At 48.7% G+C, this 20,361-nt stretch carries 21 protein-coding genes and 1 pseudogene; 20 read left to right on the forward strand and 2 right to left on the reverse strand.

Features of this window, described 5'->3' with window-relative positions:
• The first annotated feature begins 16 nt into the window (after positions 1–16).
• The 8 genes from HUF13_RS02890 (at position 17) to argS (ending at position 6,924) form a co-directional block, all read left to right on the forward strand.
• Positions 17–745 (forward strand): hypothetical protein, encoded by a 729-nt coding sequence (locus tag HUF13_RS02890; protein WP_173473727.1) that lies wholly within the window; start codon positions 17–19, stop codon positions 743–745.
• A gap of 6 nt (positions 746–751) precedes the next feature.
• Positions 752–1,108, forward strand: coding sequence for an aspartate 1-decarboxylase (panD, locus tag HUF13_RS02895; RefSeq protein ID WP_173473728.1), 357 nt, complete (start codon positions 752–754; stop codon positions 1,106–1,108).
• Positions 1,109–1,279: 171 nt separating this feature from the next.
• Entirely contained in the window at positions 1,280–2,791 is a 1,512-nt protein-coding gene (locus tag HUF13_RS02900; protein ID WP_173473729.1) for a flotillin family protein, read from the forward strand.
• A 72-nt stretch (positions 2,792–2,863) separates the two neighbouring features.
• Positions 2,864–3,457 (forward strand): hypothetical protein, encoded by a 594-nt coding sequence (locus HUF13_RS02905; RefSeq protein ID WP_173473730.1) that lies wholly within the window; start codon positions 2,864–2,866, stop codon positions 3,455–3,457.
• Between the two features lie 208 nt (positions 3,458–3,665).
• On the forward strand, positions 3,666–4,253 hold the full coding sequence (locus HUF13_RS02910) for a hypothetical protein (RefSeq protein ID WP_173473731.1): 588 nt from the start codon (positions 3,666–3,668) through the stop codon (positions 4,251–4,253).
• 119 nt (positions 4,254–4,372) lie between these two features.
• Positions 4,373–4,822 carry a LytR C-terminal domain-containing protein gene (locus HUF13_RS02915; protein ID WP_173473732.1) on the forward strand — a complete coding sequence of 150 codons (450 nt, stop codon included), beginning with the start codon at positions 4,373–4,375 and terminating at the stop codon, positions 4,820–4,822.
• Positions 4,806–5,225 carry a ribosome silencing factor gene (gene rsfS / locus HUF13_RS02920; RefSeq protein ID WP_173389639.1) on the forward strand — a complete coding sequence of 140 codons (420 nt, stop codon included), beginning with the start codon at positions 4,806–4,808 and terminating at the stop codon, positions 5,223–5,225. The genes HUF13_RS02915 and rsfS overlap by 17 nt, the downstream gene beginning before the upstream one ends.
• Positions 5,212–6,924 carry an arginine--tRNA ligase gene (gene argS, locus HUF13_RS02925; RefSeq protein WP_173473733.1) on the forward strand — a complete coding sequence of 571 codons (1,713 nt, stop codon included), beginning with the start codon at positions 5,212–5,214 and terminating at the stop codon, positions 6,922–6,924. The genes rsfS and argS overlap by 14 nt, the downstream gene beginning before the upstream one ends.
• 222 nt (positions 6,925–7,146) lie before the next feature.
• Here the strand turns inward: argS and HUF13_RS02930 are convergent, their stop codons facing one another.
• Positions 7,147–8,268, reverse strand: coding sequence for a fibrobacter succinogenes major paralogous domain-containing protein (locus tag HUF13_RS02930; protein WP_173473734.1), 1,122 nt, complete (start codon positions 8,266–8,268; stop codon positions 7,147–7,149).
• Between the two features lie 107 nt (positions 8,269–8,375).
• Between HUF13_RS02930 and purU the strand changes: the two genes are divergently transcribed.
• From purU to HUF13_RS02985, 11 genes are all read left to right on the forward strand, one after another.
• The gene (gene purU / locus HUF13_RS02935; RefSeq protein ID WP_304038753.1) at positions 8,376–9,215 is read left to right on the forward strand and encodes a formyltetrahydrofolate deformylase; all 840 of its coding nucleotides are present in this window, start codon (positions 8,376–8,378) and stop codon (positions 9,213–9,215) included.
• Positions 9,216–9,224: 9 nt separating this feature from the next.
• Positions 9,225–9,836, forward strand: a complete 612-nt coding sequence (locus HUF13_RS02940; protein ID WP_173473736.1) for a hypothetical protein — start codon at positions 9,225–9,227, stop codon at positions 9,834–9,836.
• A 9-nt stretch (positions 9,837–9,845) separates the two neighbouring features.
• A complete protein-coding gene (gene pyrE / locus HUF13_RS02945; RefSeq protein ID WP_173473737.1) occupies positions 9,846–10,517 on the forward strand; it encodes an orotate phosphoribosyltransferase in 672 nt (223 codons plus the stop codon).
• 36 nt (positions 10,518–10,553) lie between these two features.
• Positions 10,554–11,249 (forward strand): hypothetical protein, encoded by a 696-nt coding sequence (locus HUF13_RS02950; protein WP_173473738.1) that lies wholly within the window; start codon positions 10,554–10,556, stop codon positions 11,247–11,249.
• Positions 11,246–12,502: a hypothetical protein gene (locus HUF13_RS02955; RefSeq protein ID WP_173473739.1), complete on the forward strand. Its 1,257-nt coding sequence runs from the start codon at positions 11,246–11,248 to the stop codon at positions 12,500–12,502. The genes HUF13_RS02950 and HUF13_RS02955 overlap by 4 nt, the downstream gene beginning before the upstream one ends.
• Positions 12,503–12,652: 150 nt before the next feature.
• Positions 12,653–14,044 carry a DEAD/DEAH box helicase gene (locus HUF13_RS02960; protein ID WP_173473740.1) on the forward strand — a complete coding sequence of 464 codons (1,392 nt, stop codon included), beginning with the start codon at positions 12,653–12,655 and terminating at the stop codon, positions 14,042–14,044.
• A gap of 148 nt (positions 14,045–14,192) precedes the next feature.
• A complete protein-coding gene (gene map, locus HUF13_RS02965; protein WP_072826825.1) occupies positions 14,193–14,954 on the forward strand; it encodes a type I methionyl aminopeptidase in 762 nt (253 codons plus the stop codon).
• A gap of 2 nt (positions 14,955–14,956) precedes the next feature.
• Positions 14,957–15,292, forward strand: a complete 336-nt coding sequence (locus tag HUF13_RS02970; protein WP_173473741.1) for a hypothetical protein — start codon at positions 14,957–14,959, stop codon at positions 15,290–15,292.
• 22 nt (positions 15,293–15,314) lie between these two features.
• On the forward strand, positions 15,315–15,611 hold the full coding sequence (locus HUF13_RS02975) for a hypothetical protein (protein ID WP_173473742.1): 297 nt from the start codon (positions 15,315–15,317) through the stop codon (positions 15,609–15,611).
• Between the two features lie 13 nt (positions 15,612–15,624).
• Positions 15,625–16,341 (forward strand): EcsC family protein, encoded by a 717-nt coding sequence (locus HUF13_RS02980; protein WP_173473743.1) that lies wholly within the window; start codon positions 15,625–15,627, stop codon positions 16,339–16,341.
• 6 nt (positions 16,342–16,347) lie between these two features.
• Positions 16,348–17,814 (forward strand): hypothetical protein, encoded by a 1,467-nt coding sequence (locus HUF13_RS02985; protein ID WP_173473744.1) that lies wholly within the window; start codon positions 16,348–16,350, stop codon positions 17,812–17,814.
• Here the strand turns inward: HUF13_RS02985 and HUF13_RS02990 are convergent.
• Positions 17,811–17,975, reverse strand: coding sequence for a hypothetical protein (locus HUF13_RS02990; RefSeq protein WP_173473668.1), 165 nt, complete (start codon positions 17,973–17,975; stop codon positions 17,811–17,813). The genes HUF13_RS02985 and HUF13_RS02990 overlap by 4 nt on opposite strands.
• Between HUF13_RS02990 and fusA the strand changes: the two are divergent.
• Positions 17,931–19,996, forward strand: a pseudogene (gene fusA / locus HUF13_RS02995) (elongation factor G). The gene HUF13_RS02990 and the pseudogene fusA sit on opposite strands and share 45 nt — an antisense overlap.
• Positions 19,997–20,361 lie beyond the last annotated feature (365 nt).

Consider the following 20,361-nt stretch of genomic DNA (forward strand, 5'->3'; position numbering starts at 1 on the left):
TAAGAAAGAGATCCAAATGAGTAACATGTTCAAAATGCTTTCTGCTGTATTATTCGCGGGCTCATTAGCGTTTGCTCAGTCTGACGACCTCTTTTCTGATGATTTCCAAGACGCTGCAACTGCAGATTCCATCGCACAAGCTAACGCTGAGGCTTCTCAGGCAAACATTGGTACAGCTCAAGCTGCCGGTGGCCAGTGGGAAGGCTTTAAGTACGAAGATATGGGTCTTACCCAATGGGAATATCAGCAGGCAAAAGAACAAGGCGTATCTCGTGAAAAATTGACAAAGCTCGTCGAGCTCGGCATCCGCCCGACAGAATATCTCCAGAAACCTTGGAACAGACTCGGTGTGAGCGAAGAAGATTGGCTCAGCCAGCGTGCCGAAGGCATGGAAGATGCAGACATCGACCGTTCTTACCGCTATCGCAGTGGTGATCAGAAAAGCGCCTACATTTCTCTTTTGATTCCTTCTTACTACCAGTGGAAAACAAAGCAAACTGCCAAGGCAACCTTTATGGATGTTCTTGAAATTGGCAGTATCGCAGTGACTGTTGTCCTTAAGGTTCAAGACAAGGGCAACTGGTGGTGGGGTTTCGGCGGAATTTTGGCAGCACACCTCTGGTCATTCGCAGATGCATTCATCAGCACCCAGTGGGATAGCAATCCAGACGCAAACCGCTTCAGCTTTGGCGTTCTTCCGACACCGGACCAGGGCGTAGCAAGTTTCTTCAATGTAAAGTTCTAAGCAGCAATGCAGCTAGAATTACTTAAAAGCAAAATACATCGCGCTACAGTTACCGATGCAAACCTCAATTATGAAGGTTCCATCACCATCGCCCGCGATTTGATGGATGCAGCAGGCATTCTCCCCTTTGAAAAAGTAGGCGTACTTGATGTTAACAATGGCTCTCGCCTCGATACATACGTTATCGAAGGTAAAGCCGGTTCTGGCGTAATCTGCTTGAACGGTGCAGCAGCACGTTTGGTACAGCCAGGCGACCTTGTGATTATCGTAGCTTATGCAACGATGTCTCCGGAAGAAGCCAAGACTTGGAAACCAACCGTTATCCGCGTCAACGCAAAGAACGAAATCATCGAAAAGATTTAAGCTCTGCTGAGCACTGTATTTTGCCCGCCACCTAACTTAGTGCGCGGGCTTTTTTTCTGCATCAAAACTCTATTCGCTCCCCCAATAAATTTCAAAAAAATATTCGATTTAGCTTTTTGTAACAATGTAAATGTTGTATATTAAAAGCAAACTACAAATTGAGGTTATTCAATGCAAATAGACTTAATGTATGTCGCTGTAGGCATCGCAGCACTTTTTTTCATCTGCATCTTCACGATGTCTTACATCAAAGCTGCTCCAGACGAAGCCATCATTGTTTCCGGTATCCGCAAAGAACCTAAGGTTATCATCGGCCGTGCCGGTTTCAGAATTCCGTTCTTCGAACGCGCCGACCATCTTTCATTGCAATTGATTCAGATCGATGTGAAAACAGGAAGCCCCGTCCCGACTAAGGACTATATCAACGTTTCTGTCGACGCCGTCGTGACCGCCAAGATTTCGGACAATCCGGACCGCCTCAAATCTTCTGCACAGAACTTCTTGAACAAAAAGCCAGAAGACATTCGCGCCATGATTGTTGATATTCTCGAAGGTAACATGCGTGAAATCGTAGGCCGCATGCAGCTCGTAGATCTCGTGGGCGACCGCAAGCAAGTCTCTGAACTCGTGCTCGAGAACGCCATTCCGGACCTTGAAAAGCTCGGTATCGTGGTGCAGACGTTCAACATCCAGAATTTTGAAGATGCAAACGGCGTGATTGAAAATCTTGGTGTCGATAAGACTTCTGCCATCCGCAAAGCCGCCGCGATTTCCAAGGCAAATGCCGAAAGAGACATCAGCGTTGCTCAATCGCAGGCCAAGAAAGAAGCTAACGATGCCGCCGTTGCCGCAGAACTCGAAATTGCGCAGAAGCAAAACGATCTTGCCGTGAAGAAAGCGAACCTGCAAAAGATTTCTGACACGGAAAAAGCAATTGCAGATGCCGCTTACGAAATCCAGAAGCAGACTCAGCAAAAAGAAATTAACGTGGCTCAGGCCGAGGCTGAAGTCGCGAAGCAAGAAAAGGAAATTGAAATTCGCGAACGCATGGTCATGGTGACAGAAAAGGAACTTAAGGCCCAAATCGAAAAGAAAGCCGAAGCCGACCGCCAAGCACAAATCCAGCGTTCCGAAGCCGAACTCTTCCAGCAACAGAAAGACGCCGAAGCCATCCGCTATAAAGAAGAACAGCGCGCCAAGGCAATCAAGCAAATTGCAGAAGCCGAAAAGGAAAAGGCATTCGCCGAAGCTGAAGCCACAAAGGCAAAAGCATTAGCAGAAGCAGAAGCGACAAAGGCTAAGGGTCTCGCCGAAGCTGAAGCGATCAAGGCTCAAGGTCTTGCCGAAGCCGAAGCGCTCAACAAGAAGGCCGAAGCCATGAAGCTTTACGGCGATGCTGCTCGTCAAGAAATGCAGCTCAAGACGATTGAAAAATACTTCGAGCAAATGCCACAAATTGCAGCTGCTATCGCAAAGCCGATGGAAAAGATTGGCAACATCACCATGTACGGCGAAGGCAATACGGCAAAGCTCACGGGCGACATCACCAAAACACTCACGCAGGTCACGAACGGCCTTACCGACTCGCTCGGCATTGATCTCCGCACGGTTCTTGGATCCATGTTCGGTGCAAAACTCGCCGGAGTCACGAAAAATGACGATTCCAAGAAAGAAAACTCGTAATAAATTCTAAAAATTCACACAATAGGAGATTACAGAATAGCCTGTAATCTCTTCTTTTTTTATATTCAAATCATGCGTGTATTGTTGTTGACCATTTTGCTTGCAACGATAGCCTTTGCAGCCTCCCCTGCAAAGACCGATTCGTCTGTGGTCCAATCCCGCGATATAACAACAATTTCCACAACCGCACCGACAGATACTATTGTCGACACAATTTACGTCATTCAATCAAGCGGCATTCCTTGGAATCGCGAGCATTTTGACCCAGAACGTTTGGTGCGACACGACACTTTCGACCCCGCATTGAAAGTTGCTTACACTTACTCCGTGAGCTTTATCGGCGGTTCGCTCGGTTCTTTTGCACAACAAAGTTTTATGGCGCATTTCGCTTACGAATTCACGCCTAATCTTCACTTGTACGCAAACGTCGGTCTCTGGATGCCGCTATATTCTAACATTCGCTTTGGAGCTCCGATTGCTAGAGAAGATGTAAGGCAAGGGAACATAAGCGTTCTAGTTCCAGACATCGCGCTAGAATACAAGCCCAGCGACAAAGTGACATTTAGAGTCATGTACGTCAACGAACGCGATGCATTCAGGGCTTACGGCCCACACCGTTACTTCTACGACGATTGTCCGTGGAGCAGCCCTCTTTATTGCAGATAAATTCTACTACTCTCGCCTTGCGCACTTTTTGATGTCTTCGACATCCGTAGCTTCGGCTCGGTAATGAGAAAGCTAGCTTTCTCGCTACTCTCGCCTTGCGCACTTTTGACGCTTTCAGCGTCCGTGGCAGCGGCTCGGTAATAAATTCGCGCAAGCACGATTTTGCTACTCTCGCCTTGCGCACTTTTGTATATTCATTGACATGAATATGAAATACATTATTTTATCTGCCCTTAGCATAACAATGCTAGCCTTTGCGGATGCACCCGCAAATCTTAAATCAACCGGAATGGCATCTCAAGTCATTGCCGAAGCTACAGCCCCCCAAAACACTGAAGTCGGCACCAATTACGAAATTCAAAACGGCGGCATTCCTTGGAACCGCGAATTTGATTCCGACCGCATGGTCCGTCACCAAACATTCGATCCGGCCTTAAAAGTGGCATATTCCTATTCGCTCAATTTCGTAGCAGGAAGTTTCGGGTCATTTGCAAATCAAAGCTTTATGGGGCATTTCGCCTACGAATTTACACCAGACCTTCACTTGTACGCAAACGTTGGTCTTTGGATGCCGCTTTACACCAACCTCAGCAACGGCTCCCGCATTGCAAGAGAAGACATGCGCCAAGGCAATGTCAGTGTGATAATTCCAGATATTGCATTGGAATACAGACCTAGCGAAAACGTTTTGTTGAAAGTGGCATACGTCAACGAACGAGACGCGGTCAAGGCTTACGGCCCACGCAGCTTCTTTCATGACCGCAGTTCTTCAAGATGCACCGTACTCTGCCAGTAATTTTTTCGCAAGCATAACCACATAAGAAATCTATACAGTCTCATCACACATCTATTCTACATTGTCACCTCGCGCACGCCGCGGGGTCTTTTTATTTTTTCTAAATTTTACAGCAAAGAATGCTCCAAAACTATTCTAAAGCACTCCATCTAAACTTTGCCGTAGGGGTTTCTTCGGCTGTTTTTGCCGCATTCCTCTTTACAGGTTGCGAAGAAGAAAAGCAAGCCCCAGTTGTTCGCGAAGTCCGCCGCATCAAAGGCGAAGTGGAAGTGCTGAACAGTTGCAGCATGAAAGGCGCCGCCGTAAAAATGCGCTCTTTCTTACGCAACAACGGATTTGATGTCGTCCATATCGATAACGAACGACTCCAGAACTACGACGAGACCATCATCGTACTCCGTAACCCAGAATGGGAAGGCGCACAGGCGCTTGCCGCCACGCTCAAGACTAAAAACGTCTTGGTGCTGTTGAACAAGAATGCCACGGTCGATGCCGTAGTGCACACCGGAAGAGATTTTCAACAAATAGTAGAACCCGATCAGGGAGATAAACATGACAGCAACAAATAACCAAGATTTTTCTGAAACCGTTAAGCTTGGTGCAGGTATCCTTTTTGAACTTCGCGCCCAAAACGTGCAGCTCATCGACCTCCGTGGAGTCAAGAACGAAGCGGATTACTTCCTCATCGCGACTTGCGAAAGCGAAGCCCAGATGCAGGCCATCTTGAACGAACTCACCAAGGAATTCAAGGCTCGCAAACTCCACTATATCGGCGTTGAATACAAGGAAGGTGTCCGTTGGGCCATCTTTGATGCGGGTCTTGACCTGATGGTCCACCTGTTCGAAGAAGAAAAGAGAAATGAAATTTCTTTCGACCGCCTGTACGCAGACGGCAAACTTATAAACCTTGATGAGCATGACTTCATCCGCGAAGACGCTAAGAAGTCTGGAGACGACAATGAACTCATTTAATGCAGAAATCGCAAAGGCTCTTGCCGCTACTGGAGCATTTGCTGAAGATGCCGCATTGAAACTTATTTCCGTACCGCCTGATACAAGCCACGGAAACTTCACTATCCCGTGTTTTTCTCTTGCAAAGACACTCCGCAAGGCTCCGAAGCTCATTGCCGAAGACCTCGCTGCACAAGTGAAACTCCCTGCAGGCCTTTCGAAAGTCGAAGCCGTTAACGGTTATTTGAACTTTTTCATTGACCGCAATTTCCTCGCCAAGGAAACATTGGGCGAAATCGCCGCCAAGGGCTTGGAATACGGCCATGCCGCTCCGAATGGCAAAGTCGTCTGCATCGACTACAGTTCCCCGAACATCGGTAAGGAACTCGCGTTCCACCACCTACGTTCTACAATGATCGGTAACTCGCTCGCCCGCATCTACAAGGCTGCCGGTTACAAGGTCGAACGCATCAACCACTTGGGCGACTGGGGTACAGCCTTCGGTAAGCTCATCGTGATGTACCTCCGCGAAAAGCTCCCGACTGACGATGCCACGCTGGATGCCCTCACCGTGAAGGAACTCAACATCCTTTACGCCAGTTTCTCCAAAGCATCCAAGGAAGAGCCCGGTCTCGAAGACGAAGCACGCGCCGCATTCACAAAGCTCGAACAGGGCGACGCCTTCTACCGCAAGCTGTGGACCGCATTCCGCGCCGCCACGCTCAAGGAACTCATGCGCATTTACGACATGATGGGCGTTGGCTTTGACCATTACACTGGCGAATCCTTCTTTGAAGACAAGATTCCGGCCGTTCTCGACGAACTCCGCGAAAAGAACCTGTTGGTGAACAGCCAGGAACGCGATGTGGTGATGCTCGACGAATTCGACTTGAACCCGTGCCTTATCCGCAAAAGCGACGGTTCCACGTTGTACGCAACCCGCGACCTCGCCGCAGCCATTTACCGCAAAAAGGAATACAACTTTGACAAGTGCCTTTACGTGGTGGACCTTGGACAAGCGCTCCACTTCAAGCAGGTATTCCACGTTTTGAAGAAGATGGGCCGCGAATGGTACAAGGACATGTACCACATTCCGTTCGGCGTGATCCTCCAGATGGTCGATGGCAAGTGGGAAAAAGGAAAGACGCGTACCGGAACGGCAAGTCTCCTCCGCGATGTAATCGAAGCTGCCCAGAAGAAGATTCTCGAATTCATCGACGAAAAGAATCCGACTCTCGAAAACAAGGAACTCATCGCACGCCAGATCGGTATTAGCGCACTCACATTCAACGACCTCAAGAACAGCCGCTTGAAGGATGTTCGCTTTGACTGGGATGCCGTGATGAGCTTCGAAGGTGATACGGGTCCGTATGTGCAGAACGCCCACGTGCGCCTTTGCAGCATCATGCGCAAAGCCGGCTACACGGTGAACGTTGCCGATGTCGATTACTCGCAGCTCACCGATGACGCCGCCTACAGCCTCATCAACATTCTCGCGAAGAAGGGTGAAAAGATTCTCGCCGCCGTCAAGGACGATGAACCGAGCGTGCTCGCGCAATACGCCCTGGAAATTGCCGAAGCCGCACACAAGTTCATCCACGAAGACCGCGTGCTCGGATCTGCCGAAGAAAAGTCCCGCTTGTTCCTTGTACAATCGACGCAGATTGTGCTCGAAAACGTGCTCGACCTCCTCGGCCTCTTCCCCATCCGCCAGATGTAGCAGCGCGCTTCGCGCAGTAGGAAGTAGGAAGTAAGAAGTAGACAGTTAGACAAATGCGTAGGTCGAGTGTCGCGACAAAACTTGTTTTGGCATGACCGAGACCAGCATTTGGTACTTGAGCAAAGCGAAAGTACTAGTAGACAGTAAAAAAAAAACGAGAGCTTTTTAAGCTCTCGTTTTTTGCATTTGGAAAACTTCCTACCGACTACTTCCTACTGTCTACTAATTACCGTTAATGCATCTCACAGAATAACCATTATTCCTTGCAGTTGCAGGGACAAGCTGGCGAACCATCTGATCACTCATGCGGCCCATAGCCCAAAGCCAAATCGTTTCGTTGCGGCCATTCTGAGCACTCCAGAAACCAGCATATTCGCCCATATCTTCGTAACGTACCGTAGACCTGCCAAGGAGCTTGCGATAGCCCGAAGAGAAAACAGTAAAGCCATATTCGTCGGTACCGCCACCGCCCTGCCAGCCAGTCGTAGCCTTCATCTTGGAAGCAAAGTTACCGCACTTATCAACGCCATCATAGCAACCCGTGAGGCCCTTGAGCATATCAGACCATTCGCGGTCACGCGGCAAGTGCCAGCCTTCAGGGCAAGCCTTGCGAGCGCCTTCCAAGTCGTACAAGCGACCACTACGAGCGCAGTAAGAATCCTTGTCTTCATAGCACCAGGAATGACCTTCGACATTGTAGTTCACGTTCTGAGCAAACCATTCACGACCTTCCACCTTGATAATGCGATAAACTTGTCCATCGCGCGGGTCCGTAAAAGACGTAGACTTGTCACGAATCATAGCGCGATGTTCCTGCTCGGCCTTACGGAACGCCGAAAGCTGTTCACGCTTGTATTTCTGACGACCTTCGAGTTCAGCCACCCAAGCCTTCTGGGCCTGCGGATTTGTAAACTTTATACGCAAATCATAAATATTGAACAAGTCGTTACCGCAAGCAAAATCGACACCGGCAATATTGATAATTTGTTCTTGATTACCAAAGCGACGCGGCTTGTCAAAGTAAGAAACCCACGCTTCCATGGTGTTGCGGCAGTTGTCGTAGAAATTCGGATCTTCGACCAACTTTGCCGGAATTGTCATGTTACCCGCAACAGAAAAATCAAACTTGTCATCCAAAATGCGGAATGAAACCGGTTGGACATTCTTGTAATGCGTGTATTCACCAAAACGGATATCCCCGTCAATTTTGGCAGCAGCATAATCGCCCTGTCCTTCGGCATTAAAAATAGCATCCCACGTTTTCGGCGGAGCCGCAAAAACCTGGGCAACGGACAGCATGAGCACTGAGCAAATTCCTAGTTTGAACAATTTAATTCTCTCCATTTTTTAATCCATTCTATTTACTTATTGCAATGTTAGTTATTTTTTATCTACTTGAATGTAAATTGTTTGGTAAAATGCCCTAAATTTTTTAATATTATAGTATGTCTATGACTCGTTATATTCTTCAAATTCTTTGCCCTGACCAAAAGGGACTTATCGCCGGCACAACGCAAGTTCTCGCCAAAGCCGGAGCTAATATTATCGACCTCCAGCAACACACCGCCAAGGATATCGAAACGTTTTTCTTGCGTGCCGTATTCGACATTGAATCGGACGACATTCCCGAAGTCAAAAGACACCTCGAAACCATCGCTCCGCACTTGCAGTTGAACTGGAAACTCTTTGACACATCTAAGACTGAACGCGTTGCCATTTTTGTTTCGAAGACCGACCACTGCCTTTATGACCTTCTCCTCAAGCATCGCGATGGCGACCTCCCCTGCGAATTCAGTTGCATCGTCGGAAACCACCCGGACTTGGGCCCTGTAGGCGGTTCCTTTGGTGTTCCGTTCTACTATGTGCCGTCTAACCCGGACAAGACCATTCCCGAAAATCGTTTCCGCGAAATCATCGAAGAAACAAAAACAGATACGATTGTCCTTGCCCGCTACATGCAGATCTTGAGCGAGAACTTTACCGAAGAATTCAAGTACCGCATCATCAACATCCACCACGGATTCCTCCCGGCATTCAAGGGGGCAAAGCCCTACCACCAGGCATGGCACAAGGGTGTGAAGATTATCGGTGCAACGGCGCACTTTGCCACCGAAGACCTCGACCAAGGTCCGATTATTTGCCAAGACATCCAGCGCGTTCCAGAAACCGCAAGCATCGACGAACTTGTTGAACTCGGCAAGGATATCGAAAAGCGTACGCTTTCTCAAGCGCTCAAGCTCTGGCTTGAACACCGCGTGTTCGTTCACGCCGGCAGAACGTTTATTCTCTAGGAGTCACCAATGTCCGAAGAAAACCAGAATGAAGTCCCCGCTCAGGAACCGACTGTTTCCGCAGACAGCGAAGTCAAGACTGAAGCTACAGCCGAAGTCACACAGACTAGCGTCGAACCTGTAGATGATGATAAAGAAATTGTCAATCCTTTAACAGGCGAAGTGATTCGTCCCGCAAAGCAGAAAGAATCTTCGAACTCGCCGTACAAGCAGTTCAAACCGGAAACGTTTGTAAACCCGATGACGGGCGAAGAAGAGCAGACCACAATTGGTGGCCCCCAGGTCATTATCAAAAAAGACCGCGGACTCGCCTACTATGTCGGTTTTGCATTGCTCGTTGTCTTGAGTTTTGCATTCTTCTTTTTGCCGGGCATTACCATTACATTCGCAGTAAGCCGTCTCGTCGACTTGAACACATCTGCGGCATGGGTATTCAGCACCATTCTGAGCTTCGGAGTTTGGCTCATTTTCAAGCTAAAAATCAAGGGATTCGAAAAATCCTTCCATCGCTATTTAGTACTTTGCGTAGTATGCTTGGTGGCAATGTTTGCCATCCAGTTTATTACGGATTACAACGTGATTTCAGAAGTTGTTGCGCTCCTCATCGGAGCTAAAGGCTAGGAATTTTAAATGAATAATACAGATAATTTTGTTCACTTTCTCGTAGAATCTGGCGCTCTTAAATTTGGCAACTTCGTGACCAAGAGCGGTCGCGAAACACCTTACTTTATCAACACCGGAGAGTTCCGCACCGGAGCTTCTCTTTCGAAACTCGCTGAATTCTACGCTTCGGCATTCATGGTTCATTTTGACGGCAAGGCCCAGAACCTCTACGGTCCGGCCTACAAGGGCATCCCGCTCTGCGCCGCAACGGCAATGAAGCTTTCTGACCTTTATTCCCAAAACCTTACCTTTACGTATAACAGAAAAGAAGTCAAGGACCATGGCGAAGGCGGTTCTCTTGTCGGTTACAAATACGCCGAAAAGACAAACGTCGTCATCATCGAAGACGTGATTACCGCAGGCACTTCCGTCAACGAAACAATGCAGGCGCTTTCTCAAATTGAAAACGCAAATGTCATCGGTCTTTTGATTTCTGTGGATCGCAAGGAAAAGCTCGATAACGGCAAGTCTGCACTCCAGACCGTTCAAGATGAATACGGCATCGAAGCCCATTCCATCGTGAACATCAATGACATCATTGCATTCCTCGAAAACGAAGAAAACCGCAAGGCAATCAACGCCCCCGAAGGAATCCTTGACCGCGTCTATGCCTACCGCGAAAAGTGGGGAGCAGTTTAAAACTGCAAGTTCTTCCCGCGAAATCCACGAGAGCAAATGACGTTTAAGAAGTCAATTTTATCCATTGGATTTGCAATCTGCATGCTCACCGGGTGTGCAGATTCTTATCATTGGACAACAAGCCACCCCGCGTACCATAAGGCACCTTATGGCGGCATTGCTGTTACAGGCATCGAGAACGCATTTGTCATTACTCGTTCAAACTGGTTTGCCAAGCGCCTCGAAATCGGCACGGATAGCATTCAAATTAAAGGAACAACCCACTGCCGCAACACATTTGAAACAGAATTGCGCAAGGCATACGGGAACCTCATTGTTATTCCGGATTCAGCAAACACCAAGTTTCCCGAAGAAAGCCTAAAACTTGACGAACGCATCTTTATCAAGGGACACATTCCAGAACAAGGTATCGCCATTAAGGACACCGCCGGCAATGTTCCGCCAGTTGTCTTGATTCTGCACGAATTCATTATCGGTACGGACTTGAAGCGCGAAAATTTCTTTGACTATGCGCTCATCCACAACGAAAGCGGCAATATCCGCAAGCCCGATAACGTGAGCGCCGTTTTCTCGTACACACTTTGGGACAATTTAAAGCAGCGCCCGCTTTTCAGCGCTGTTGACGAAATCCAGCAGCCCATCACGACCTACAAGCTTGCAAACTTGACGAACCTCATCCAGATTGCCGTCCAAAAAATCCGCAAGAATATCTACGAAGGAGTGGTCAAATGAAAAAACTCCTCGCCATACTTTTATTCCTTGCGGCTTTTGCAAATGCCTCCGAAGTTTTCTTCGATTCGCGTTTCACGTTGTGGAAAGACGCAACCATCTTGATTTGGTCACTCGACGGCAATTCGCCCATTAGCACTAACGAATTTTGCCTATCACTCCGCCGTAACAATACCGGAATCGGAGAACCCAAATGCCGCGAATTTGGGGAATGGGAACGCGACACCATCGCCATGCGCTATGGCTCCTGGCTTTCGAACAACTTAGAAAAAGGTTTGCCATCAAGTTACTTGCGCGCAAGGCACCCCGGCATGGCTGCAAAGATTCAAGTTCTCGAAGACAATATCGTTCTTTTCCTCGCACCTCAAGGAAAGTTTATTCAAGTAGCAATTTTTGACGAGACCGCACAAGAGCCAAAAGCAGCAGGCATCGTCAAAGCAAACAGCGATAAAATAGCCCTCGGTGATGACATTGCTGCCACATTCTTTGACAAGCGCACCAAGCGCCGCCTCACCAAAGAAGAACGTCTCAAAATGCAAACAGAACCCGATGACCTTTACAAGGAAGTTCCGAATTTAAAAATTTGGGCTGGCGTAGGTGTTGGTTTTTCACAAGCCCATTTTCCGCTCACTCCCGATAACTGGACGAGCAGCCATACCAAAAGCCGAGTGCGCAACTACCGCGCCACAAAGGATTCCGTAAGCCTTTGGAATTTTATCGACGATGCAGACCCGTTCCTCAGCTTTTACGCAGGCCTCACGTGGCATGGCTTTATCGGCATCGAATTCATGTACCGCTATTCCAATCGCGATATGAAAATCGACCATTCCGATACAGTCTACAAGGAACTCGATCATTGGGATTTCGGACAGCACGATATCGGGCTCAACGCGCTTTTATCCATGACATACCCCATCACGCCATGGCTTAACATTACACCGCTATTTTTCCTCGGTTTCCAATACACCTTCTACGTCGAAGATATCGAGCTCAAGAAGGGAGTCAAAACCCCATCAAAAGCTTACAAGTACCGCATTAAATTCGAGGACCTTTATAAAGGCGCACTCGTAGGCATTGGCGGACAGTTCGTATTCAAAAAGCATTATGGCGTAGACCTCCGCGCAGGCATTTCTAGCCGCGGTCGCGACCTCTATGAAGCCCCCTCCCCCGATGCAGGCGCCGCCCCCACAACAATCGGCAAATCCACCATCGATTGCTTTATAAGCCTCGGGTTTGAATACCATTGGACGCTGTAATTAGTTACTAGTTAATAGTTACTTCGCCCTATGGGCTAGTTACTAGAATTTAATTACTAGAATTCTTAATATGGAATTCTCTAGTAACTAGTAACTTGGAACTCTCAACTAAGACCTCCTACTTGCAATTTTTCTATCTTTGCCACCACTATGAGTGAAGACATTAAAGAAGAAACGAAAGAAAGAGTAAATCCGTTTTTAACGCCTGTTAAAATTATCGAGCCCAAGAACAAGCTCCCCGATTATACATTTGACATGCTCCCCGAAGAACAGAAGGCTATTCTCCGGGAACACGGTTGGACCGAACTCATGCCCGTCCAGCGCAAGTCCATCCCTTACATGCTCGCCGCCCGCGATATGCTCGTGCAATCGAAGACGGGTTCGGGCAAGACGGGCGCGTACGCCCTCCCGCTTTTGCAGGTCATTGTCCGTGACCATCCGTATCCGCAGGCACTTATCCTTGTGCCAACGCGAGAACTCTGCATCCAGGTGCAAGAAGAATTCGAAAAGCTCTCGAAGGGTACAGGCATCAAGTCCGTCGCTATTTTTGGCGGCGTGAACTACGAACCGCAAATCAAGGCGCTCCGTTCCGGCGTACATGTCATTGTCGCTACTCCGGGCCGACTCATGGACCACATCCAGCGCGGCAATGTTGATTTGCTTTCTATCCGTGATCTCGTGCTTGACGAAGCCGATGAAATGCTCTCGATGGGTTTCTACCCCGACATGCAGAAAATCCGCAAGTACTTGCCGAAGGCAATCTCTTGCACGATGTACAGCGCTACGATTCCGCAGACGGTCAAAAGCCTTGCCCGCGAATTCCAGCGCCCGGGTGCCGATTTCCTTTCGCTCAGCTATGACAAGGTCATCGCGAACAACCTCGAACACCGCTACTACACTTGCGACGTGATGGAAAAGGATTCCATGACCATCAAGGTTCTGGAATACTACAATCCTGAAAGCTGCATGATTTTCTGCAACTACAAGCGCGACGTGAGCTACTTGGAACAAGTGCTTTCCGGTTACGGCTTTGAAGTTGGCGCCCTCAGCGGCGATGTGGCCCAGAGCCTCCGCGAAAAGACGCTCAACGCCTTCCGCGACAAGAAACTCAAGATCCTCATCTGCACCGATGTGGCAGCCCGCGGTATCGACGTGGACCACGTGACGCACGTGATTGTTTACGACCACCCCGCCGACCACGAAGTGTACGTGCACCGCAGCGGGCGTACCGCAAGAGCAGGCCGTAGCGGTCTTTGCATCTCGCTCATCACGCCGGTCGAAGAAATCGACCTGCGCCAAACGGCAGTCGACTTCGGCATCAACTTCATCAAGATGGATCCGCTTACAAACGAAGAAATCGCGAAGAAGGTGAGCGAACGTACCAAAGTCCGCCTCGAAGAAGTCCGCAAGCACTTCGGCGGTCAAAAAGCAACTGAACGCATCAGCCGCATGCTCCCGCTCGTTAAGGATCTCGCGAACGGCACCACCGACGACCAGATGCTACTTGCGTATCTGTTAGATAAATTTGCATGGAGGAAGTGATATAGTAGACAGTAGGAAGTAGGAAGTAGACAGTATTGCTTGTCAATAAAGTCAATTATAAAGAAACTCCGATATCCTACATTTGCTATAGATCATTAGACTCGATGCTCACGCTTATTATGGCATAACTTCCTACTTCTAACTAATTATGGCTAAGATCAAAGTAAAATCCGCAAAAGAAATCGAACTGATTCGCGATGCCGGCGCTCTCGCCGCCGAAACGCTGATCCGCGCGGGAGAAATGTGCAAGCCCGGCGTCTCCACCCTCGAAATCGATGAATTCATCGGCGACTACACTCGCCAGCACAAGGGCATCTCCGCCTGCATGGGCTACCACGGCTACCCGCGCTACGCCTGCATCAGCATCAACGAAGTTGTCTGCCACGGCATCCCGAACGCGAACACCATCCTCAAGGATGGCGACATCGTGAACATCGACATCACGACAATCCTCTCCGGCTATCACGGCGATACCTCCGCCATGTTCTGCGTTGGTAAGGTCTCCGACATCGCCCGTGAACTCGTGGACACCGCCAAGTTCTGCATGGAAGAAGGCATCCGCGCTGCTGGCGAAAGAGGCGCCCACTGGAACGACATCGGCTGCGCCATCCAGGACATCGCCGACGAACATGGCTTTAGCGTTGTCGAAGACTACTGCGGTCACGGCATCGGTCGCGGCTTCCACGAAGAACCGACCGTCTACCACTTCCGCAACTACGAACGTTGCCCGTTCATCGAAGTCGGTAACGTGTTCACCGTAGAACCGATGCTCAACGTCGGTCGCCCGGGCACCAAGACTCTCGCCGACGGCTGGACCGCAGTGACCCGCGACGGCTCGCTCAGTGCCCAGTGGGAACACACCGTCGTGAAGACCAAGGATGGCATCGACATTCTCACGTTGCCAAGATAGCCATGTCCTTCCTCAGTAACGCCCGCGACAAAGCGATTGAATTCTTTTTTCAGCGTAACGATTTCTTCAAGCAATTTGGAGAAATCCAAAACGTTGATATAGATTCACAAGAAAACCAAGCGAACATCACCATCCTTCTGCATGGCGAGACCGAGCCGACTCTTCTTTGCGCCCACTATTGCTTTGAAGATACAGATGAAGGAACTTTGATTGTCATAAACAAAGTCGATAGTCCGAGAGTGATGATCAACGAAATCGCCGCGTGGTGGTTCAAGGACCATTCCATCAAGAAAGCGCTCCCAAAAGGCACCGGCTTATTCGCCAAAATTTTGTTCTAACTGGCACCGAAGGAATTTTATCATGGACGAACAACTTCAAAAAGTCTTCAACAACATTTCTTTTAGTGTCAACGCCGAGAAACAGACGATGGACCTCACGGTCCTCCCGCATGGCGAAACCACACCCATTTCGTTCCATTTGAACTACAAACTCGTAGAAAATGGCGAAGAAACCGAAATAATCGTCGAAAAAATAGCCTCAGATCGAATTTGGGTCGATGAAATTGTTCACTTGTGGCTAGAAAAAAGTAATTTTCAATATAGGATTCCCCAAAAACTCTCAAGAATTGTTAAAATGTTCTTGAAACAGGAGATCTAAAAGGAGCAAGCCCATGTTGAATTTTAAAGAATACAAAGACAAAAAAAGCGAATCCATTCAGGAACTGTTCAACTCTATCGTCTTCAATCTGATTACGGACATTCCAGACTCGCTCCTTTGCCCCAACAGCGATCCCGACAAGCGCGCCGAAGTACTTATCAAGCAGGCCGCATTGAAGGCAGCCACGGTGAGTACATCGCTCTCCATCCCGGCCGGTTTTACAGGTGTCTTGACCTCCATCCCGGATATTGCCGCGGTTTGGCGCATCCAGGCACAGCTCGTTTCTGATATCGCCTGCACCTATGGCAAGTTCGCCATGCTCAGCCGCGAAGCCATGGTCTGGTGTCTTTTCCGCCACAGTGCAGCCTCGCTCCTTCGTGATGTTGCAGTCCGCACCGGAAGCCGCATCGTTGTTCAGAAACTCTCGCTCACAGCACTCCAGAAGTTGCTCCAAAAAATCGGCGTGAAGATTTCTGCAAACTTCCTCGGTCGCATCGCACTCCGCGCCATCCCCGCTATTGGCGCTATCGGAAATGGTGCTTACACTTACTTTGACACCACCGAAGTCGGAAAGACCGCCACAGCATATTTCAAAGCACTCGAAGGCGTTGAAAAGCCGGAACTCGTCGAAAATAGCATCGACAAAGATCCTGATTCCAGCGAATCCGATGCAGAATCAACAGAAAACACCGAAAGCACTGACGAAAACAAGACGGACAAATCCATTTAGCTTTCCGTGTCCATTTCACAAACCATCAAGAATATTCTCAATCAGCAAGGAGTCTTTGTACTCCTTGTTTTAGTTCTTGTATTTCTTTTTTCATTTTCCTTCTTTGGCGAAAAGATTCCACTCAACGATGGCGCGGGCTATGACGGAACCTTTTATTATAGCGTCGCCCAGAATTTTTCGACGGACTTTTTTGAAAATGCCTACGACCGCTTCCGCATCTTCCGCATTTTCCCATTTTTCCTAATTAATTTGTTTTTTTCCATTTTCAGCATCGAGCCAAGTCATGCAAACCTAATGTACTCGATGTATGTTCTCCATTACTTGAATCTCGCGATCCAGCTAACATTCTTTTTCAAGCTAGCACGCCTAAACAACTGGAAAAAGACAACCACGTCTATCATCTTTGCATGTTTCTTTTTCAACTATTTCACCCTTAAAAATTTCGGTTACGAGATATTCCAGACCGATGCTTTCGCCACCACAATCTTTCTCGTTTCATTCTATTATCTCCAGCAAAAAAACATCTTTCTCGCATTATCCATTTCGTTCTTGGGACTTATCACCTGGCCCACAGTCTCATACACAATATGGCTATTGTACATCTTTAATAAACCCTTTCCGCAAGACGGGCTTCGCCTAAATTTTATCACCGGGAAATTAGTTTCGATTGTATTCCCCCTACTTTCCATCGGAGCAGTCGTAACGCTTTACGTGTTGCACAAGCAAGCTATTCTCGAAAGCATGCTCTGTATGCAAGCATACTTGCCGTTCCTCATCACAAATGCATGTGCCTGGAGCGTTTTCCTGTACATTCTTTTTCGCCACTGCAACTACAACATTTACTGCCCGCACAAAAAAAATCTTAGCATTCCCTGGAAAAAAATAACAAGTATCGCTATTCCGTTCCTCGCAATAAACATTTTCTTCCGCATGTACGCGAATAACGAATTTTTCTTCAATGAAGCCGCATTCGCCCTTCAAATACTTCTTCGACCGCTCAAGTATCCGCTTATCACACTTATCGGCCATATATCCTACTTTGGGATTCTTCCGATGCTTGTATTAATCCTCTTCCGCCATCTTTTAAAAGACGTATTCCACCGCACTGTCGGCTACACCATTGCATTTGTCGCTTTTCTCTTTTTTGCAACGGACAGCGAAGCCAGGCACATACTCCCGCAAATTCCATTGGCCCTCGTCCCGCTCGCAAGCCTCCTCGACAAAATGAACTTGAACGTAAAATCCGTCTCAGCCTTGATCGTTCTGCAACTTGTCCTCAGCCACTTTTACCTCCCGATAAACGCGGATGGGCTCGCCGAAGCTATCGAAAGCAACAACTTTTATACGGTCGCACAACGTTATTTTATGAGTTTTGGCCCGTGGATGTCATTCCACACTTATATTGTATGGGCAGCGATTTCTGTTTTCACCGCAATTTTAGTGTGCCAAATCATCAAAAAACGCAAGATTTAGCTATTTTCGCCCCCTTTTATACTATCAAATGAAAAACCGCCCTTGAGTTCCCCCCAAAATTTTCTATTTTTGGGCGCAACATTCAATAACATCAACTCCATTAGTGGAATAAAAATATGAAAGACATTCAGCTGCACAGAAATATTGGTATTTCTGCTCACATCGACTCCGGTAAGACAACTCTTACCGAACGTATCCTCTACTTCACAAAGCGTATCCACGCTATCCACGAAGTTCGTGGTAAAGACGGCGTCGGTGCCACGATGGACTCCATGGAACTTCCGGTGAACGCGACTCCATCAACATCATCGATACCCCGGGGCACGTGGACTTCACGATCGAAGTGGAACGTTCTCTCCGCGTGTTGGACGGTGCTATCCTCGTCCTCACTGGCGTTGAAGGCGTTCAGTCCCAGTCTATTACTGTTGACCGTCAGATGAAGCGCTACCATGTACCGCGCGTCGTGTTCGTGAACAAGTGCGACCGCTCTGGTGCAAACCCGCTCCGCGTGGCTGTCATGCTCAAGGAAAAGCTCAACCACAAGCCGTGCGTGATGCAGATTCCTATAGGTTTGGAATCCAATCTTAAGGGCGTGGTTGACCTTATCGAAATGAAGGCCTACTACTTCGAAGGCGAAAACGGCGACGACATGATCGAAAAGGATATCCCGGAAGAACTCGTCGATCAGGCTAATGAATACCGTGAAAAGCTCGTTGACTGCTGCGCTGACTACAGCGACGAAGTCATGGAAAAGGCTATGGAAGGCCAGTATGGCGTTGACCAGATCGACAAGGCCCTCCTCAAGAAGGTTATCCGCGAAGCTACCATCCGTCTCGACATCACTCCGGTGTTCATGGGCTCCGCTCACAAGAACGTTGGTGTCCAGAAGCTCCTCGACGGTGTCATCGACTACCTCCCGTGCCCGACCGACGTTGAAAACAAGGCTCTCGACCTCGACAACAACGAAGCAGAAGTTATCCTCAAGTCCGAAGACAACGCACCGCTCGTTTGCTACGCATTCAAGCTCGTGAACGATCGCTATGGCCAGCTCACCTACGTCCGCGTTTACCAGGGTACCCTTAAGAAGGGCGACATGATCACCAACATGGCAACCGGCAAGAAGGTTTCCGTTGGCCGTCTCGTTCGTATGCACGCTGACGAAATGGTGGACATCACCGAAGCTGGTGCAGGCGACATCGTTGCTCTGTTCGGTATCGACTGCGCATCCGGTACGACATTCACGGATGGCAAGAACCACTACAACATGACTTCTATGCACGTTCCTAACCCGGTTATCGAACTTGTTATTGAAGCCAAGAACCGTGACGACCTCGACAACATGTCCAAGGCCCTCAACCGCTTCACGAAGGAAGACCCGACGTTCCAGGTCGAAGTTGACAAGGAATCTGGTCAGACCATCATCAAGGGTATGGGCGAACTTCACCTTGACGTTTATATCGAACGTATGCGCCGTGAATACAAGTGCGACGTGACGACTGGTGCTCCGCAGGTGGCTTACCGCGAAACCATCACCCGCCCGGCCAAGTTCGACTACACCCACAAGAAGCAGACTGGTGGTTCCGGTCAGTACGCTAAGGTCGTCGGTGAAATGCGTCCGATGGCTGTCGAAGGCGACCAGGAAAAGGTCTACAACTTCGTCAACTCCGTCGTCGGTGGCCGTATTCCGAAGGAATACATCCCGTCTTGCGACAAGGGTTTCCAGAGCTGCATGGAAGCAGGTTCTTTGATCGGCTTCCCGGTTGTGGGTATCGAAATGGAAGTTCAGGATGGTGCATTCCACCCGGTCGACTCCTCTGATATGGCGTTCCAGGTTGCAGCCCGTATGGCCTTCCGCGAAGCTTTCGCCAAGGCTGGTGCTCAGATCCTCGAACCGATCATGAAGGTCGAAATCCAGACTCCGACCGAATTCCAGGGCGGCGTTGTGGGTAACGTGTCCCAGCGTCGTGGTGCTATCACTGGCACTAGCGAAGAACAGGGCATGACCACAATCGATGCTGAAGTTCCGCTTTCCGAAATGTTCGGTTATGCTACGGACCTCCGTTCCATGACCCAGGGTAAGGCAGAATTCACCATGGAATTCTGCAAGTACCTCCCGGTTCCGAAGAACATCCAGGAAGAACTCATCAAGAAGTACGGCGACAAGGTCAAGGCTCGCGCTTAATATTGACTAAAGTCTAAATACTTTAAAGCCCTCGGTTATAATACCGAGGGTTTCTTTTTGCTCACGAATTCTAAAAGCCAAGCCTTCTTGAAAAGCTTACAAAAAAGGCCTGCAACTTTGGTTGCAGGCCTTTTTTATTGACCCAAACACCCTAGCTGAGCCACATATCCTCATTTTTAACTCGTATAAAACTTCCCTTATAAAGGAAGAGTCCCACAAGGCGGGCTCACGGGACTCTCTTTATAACGTAACACTAGTAAGTTCTACTCCGCGATTCGATTCGGCTTCCCGTCTCAGAACCAGAATTTACTTGTGCCACAAGAATAATATACCACACGAAATATTGGCATGGAAAAATTTTTCGC

It is taken from the genome of Fibrobacter succinogenes, from assembly GCF_902779965.1.
Classification (GTDB): domain Bacteria; phylum Fibrobacterota; class Fibrobacteria; order Fibrobacterales; family Fibrobacteraceae; genus Fibrobacter; species Fibrobacter succinogenes_F.

Bases quoted from the DNA above. Each gene is read 5' to 3' on its own strand.
- HUF13_RS02890 (WP_173473727.1), top strand. From the start codon at position 17: ATGAGTAACATGTTCAAAATGCTTTCTGCTGTATTATTCGCGGGCTCA.
- panD (WP_173473728.1), top strand. From the start codon at position 752: ATGCAGCTAGAATTACTTAAAAGCAAAATACATCGCGCTACAGTTACC.
- HUF13_RS02900 (WP_173473729.1), top strand. From the start codon at position 1,280: ATGCAAATAGACTTAATGTATGTCGCTGTAGGCATCGCAGCACTTTTT.
- HUF13_RS02905 (WP_173473730.1), top strand. From the start codon at position 2,864: ATGCGTGTATTGTTGTTGACCATTTTGCTTGCAACGATAGCCTTTGCA.
- HUF13_RS02910 (WP_173473731.1), top strand. From the start codon at position 3,666: ATGAAATACATTATTTTATCTGCCCTTAGCATAACAATGCTAGCCTTT.
- HUF13_RS02915 (WP_173473732.1), top strand. From the start codon at position 4,373: ATGCTCCAAAACTATTCTAAAGCACTCCATCTAAACTTTGCCGTAGGG.
- rsfS (WP_173389639.1), top strand. From the start codon at position 4,806: ATGACAGCAACAAATAACCAAGATTTTTCTGAAACCGTTAAGCTTGGT.
- argS (WP_173473733.1), top strand. From the start codon at position 5,212: ATGAACTCATTTAATGCAGAAATCGCAAAGGCTCTTGCCGCTACTGGA.
- HUF13_RS02930 (WP_173473734.1), bottom strand. From the start codon at position 8,268: ATGGAGAGAATTAAATTGTTCAAACTAGGAATTTGCTCAGTGCTCATG.
- purU (WP_304038753.1), top strand. From the start codon at position 8,376: ATGACTCGTTATATTCTTCAAATTCTTTGCCCTGACCAAAAGGGACTT.
- HUF13_RS02940 (WP_173473736.1), top strand. From the start codon at position 9,225: ATGTCCGAAGAAAACCAGAATGAAGTCCCCGCTCAGGAACCGACTGTT.
- pyrE (WP_173473737.1), top strand. From the start codon at position 9,846: ATGAATAATACAGATAATTTTGTTCACTTTCTCGTAGAATCTGGCGCT.
- HUF13_RS02950 (WP_173473738.1), top strand. From the start codon at position 10,554: ATGACGTTTAAGAAGTCAATTTTATCCATTGGATTTGCAATCTGCATG.
- HUF13_RS02955 (WP_173473739.1), top strand. From the start codon at position 11,246: ATGAAAAAACTCCTCGCCATACTTTTATTCCTTGCGGCTTTTGCAAAT.
- HUF13_RS02960 (WP_173473740.1), top strand. From the start codon at position 12,653: ATGAGTGAAGACATTAAAGAAGAAACGAAAGAAAGAGTAAATCCGTTT.
- map (WP_072826825.1), top strand. From the start codon at position 14,193: ATGGCTAAGATCAAAGTAAAATCCGCAAAAGAAATCGAACTGATTCGC.
- HUF13_RS02970 (WP_173473741.1), top strand. From the start codon at position 14,957: ATGTCCTTCCTCAGTAACGCCCGCGACAAAGCGATTGAATTCTTTTTT.
- HUF13_RS02975 (WP_173473742.1), top strand. From the start codon at position 15,315: ATGGACGAACAACTTCAAAAAGTCTTCAACAACATTTCTTTTAGTGTC.
- HUF13_RS02980 (WP_173473743.1), top strand. From the start codon at position 15,625: ATGTTGAATTTTAAAGAATACAAAGACAAAAAAAGCGAATCCATTCAG.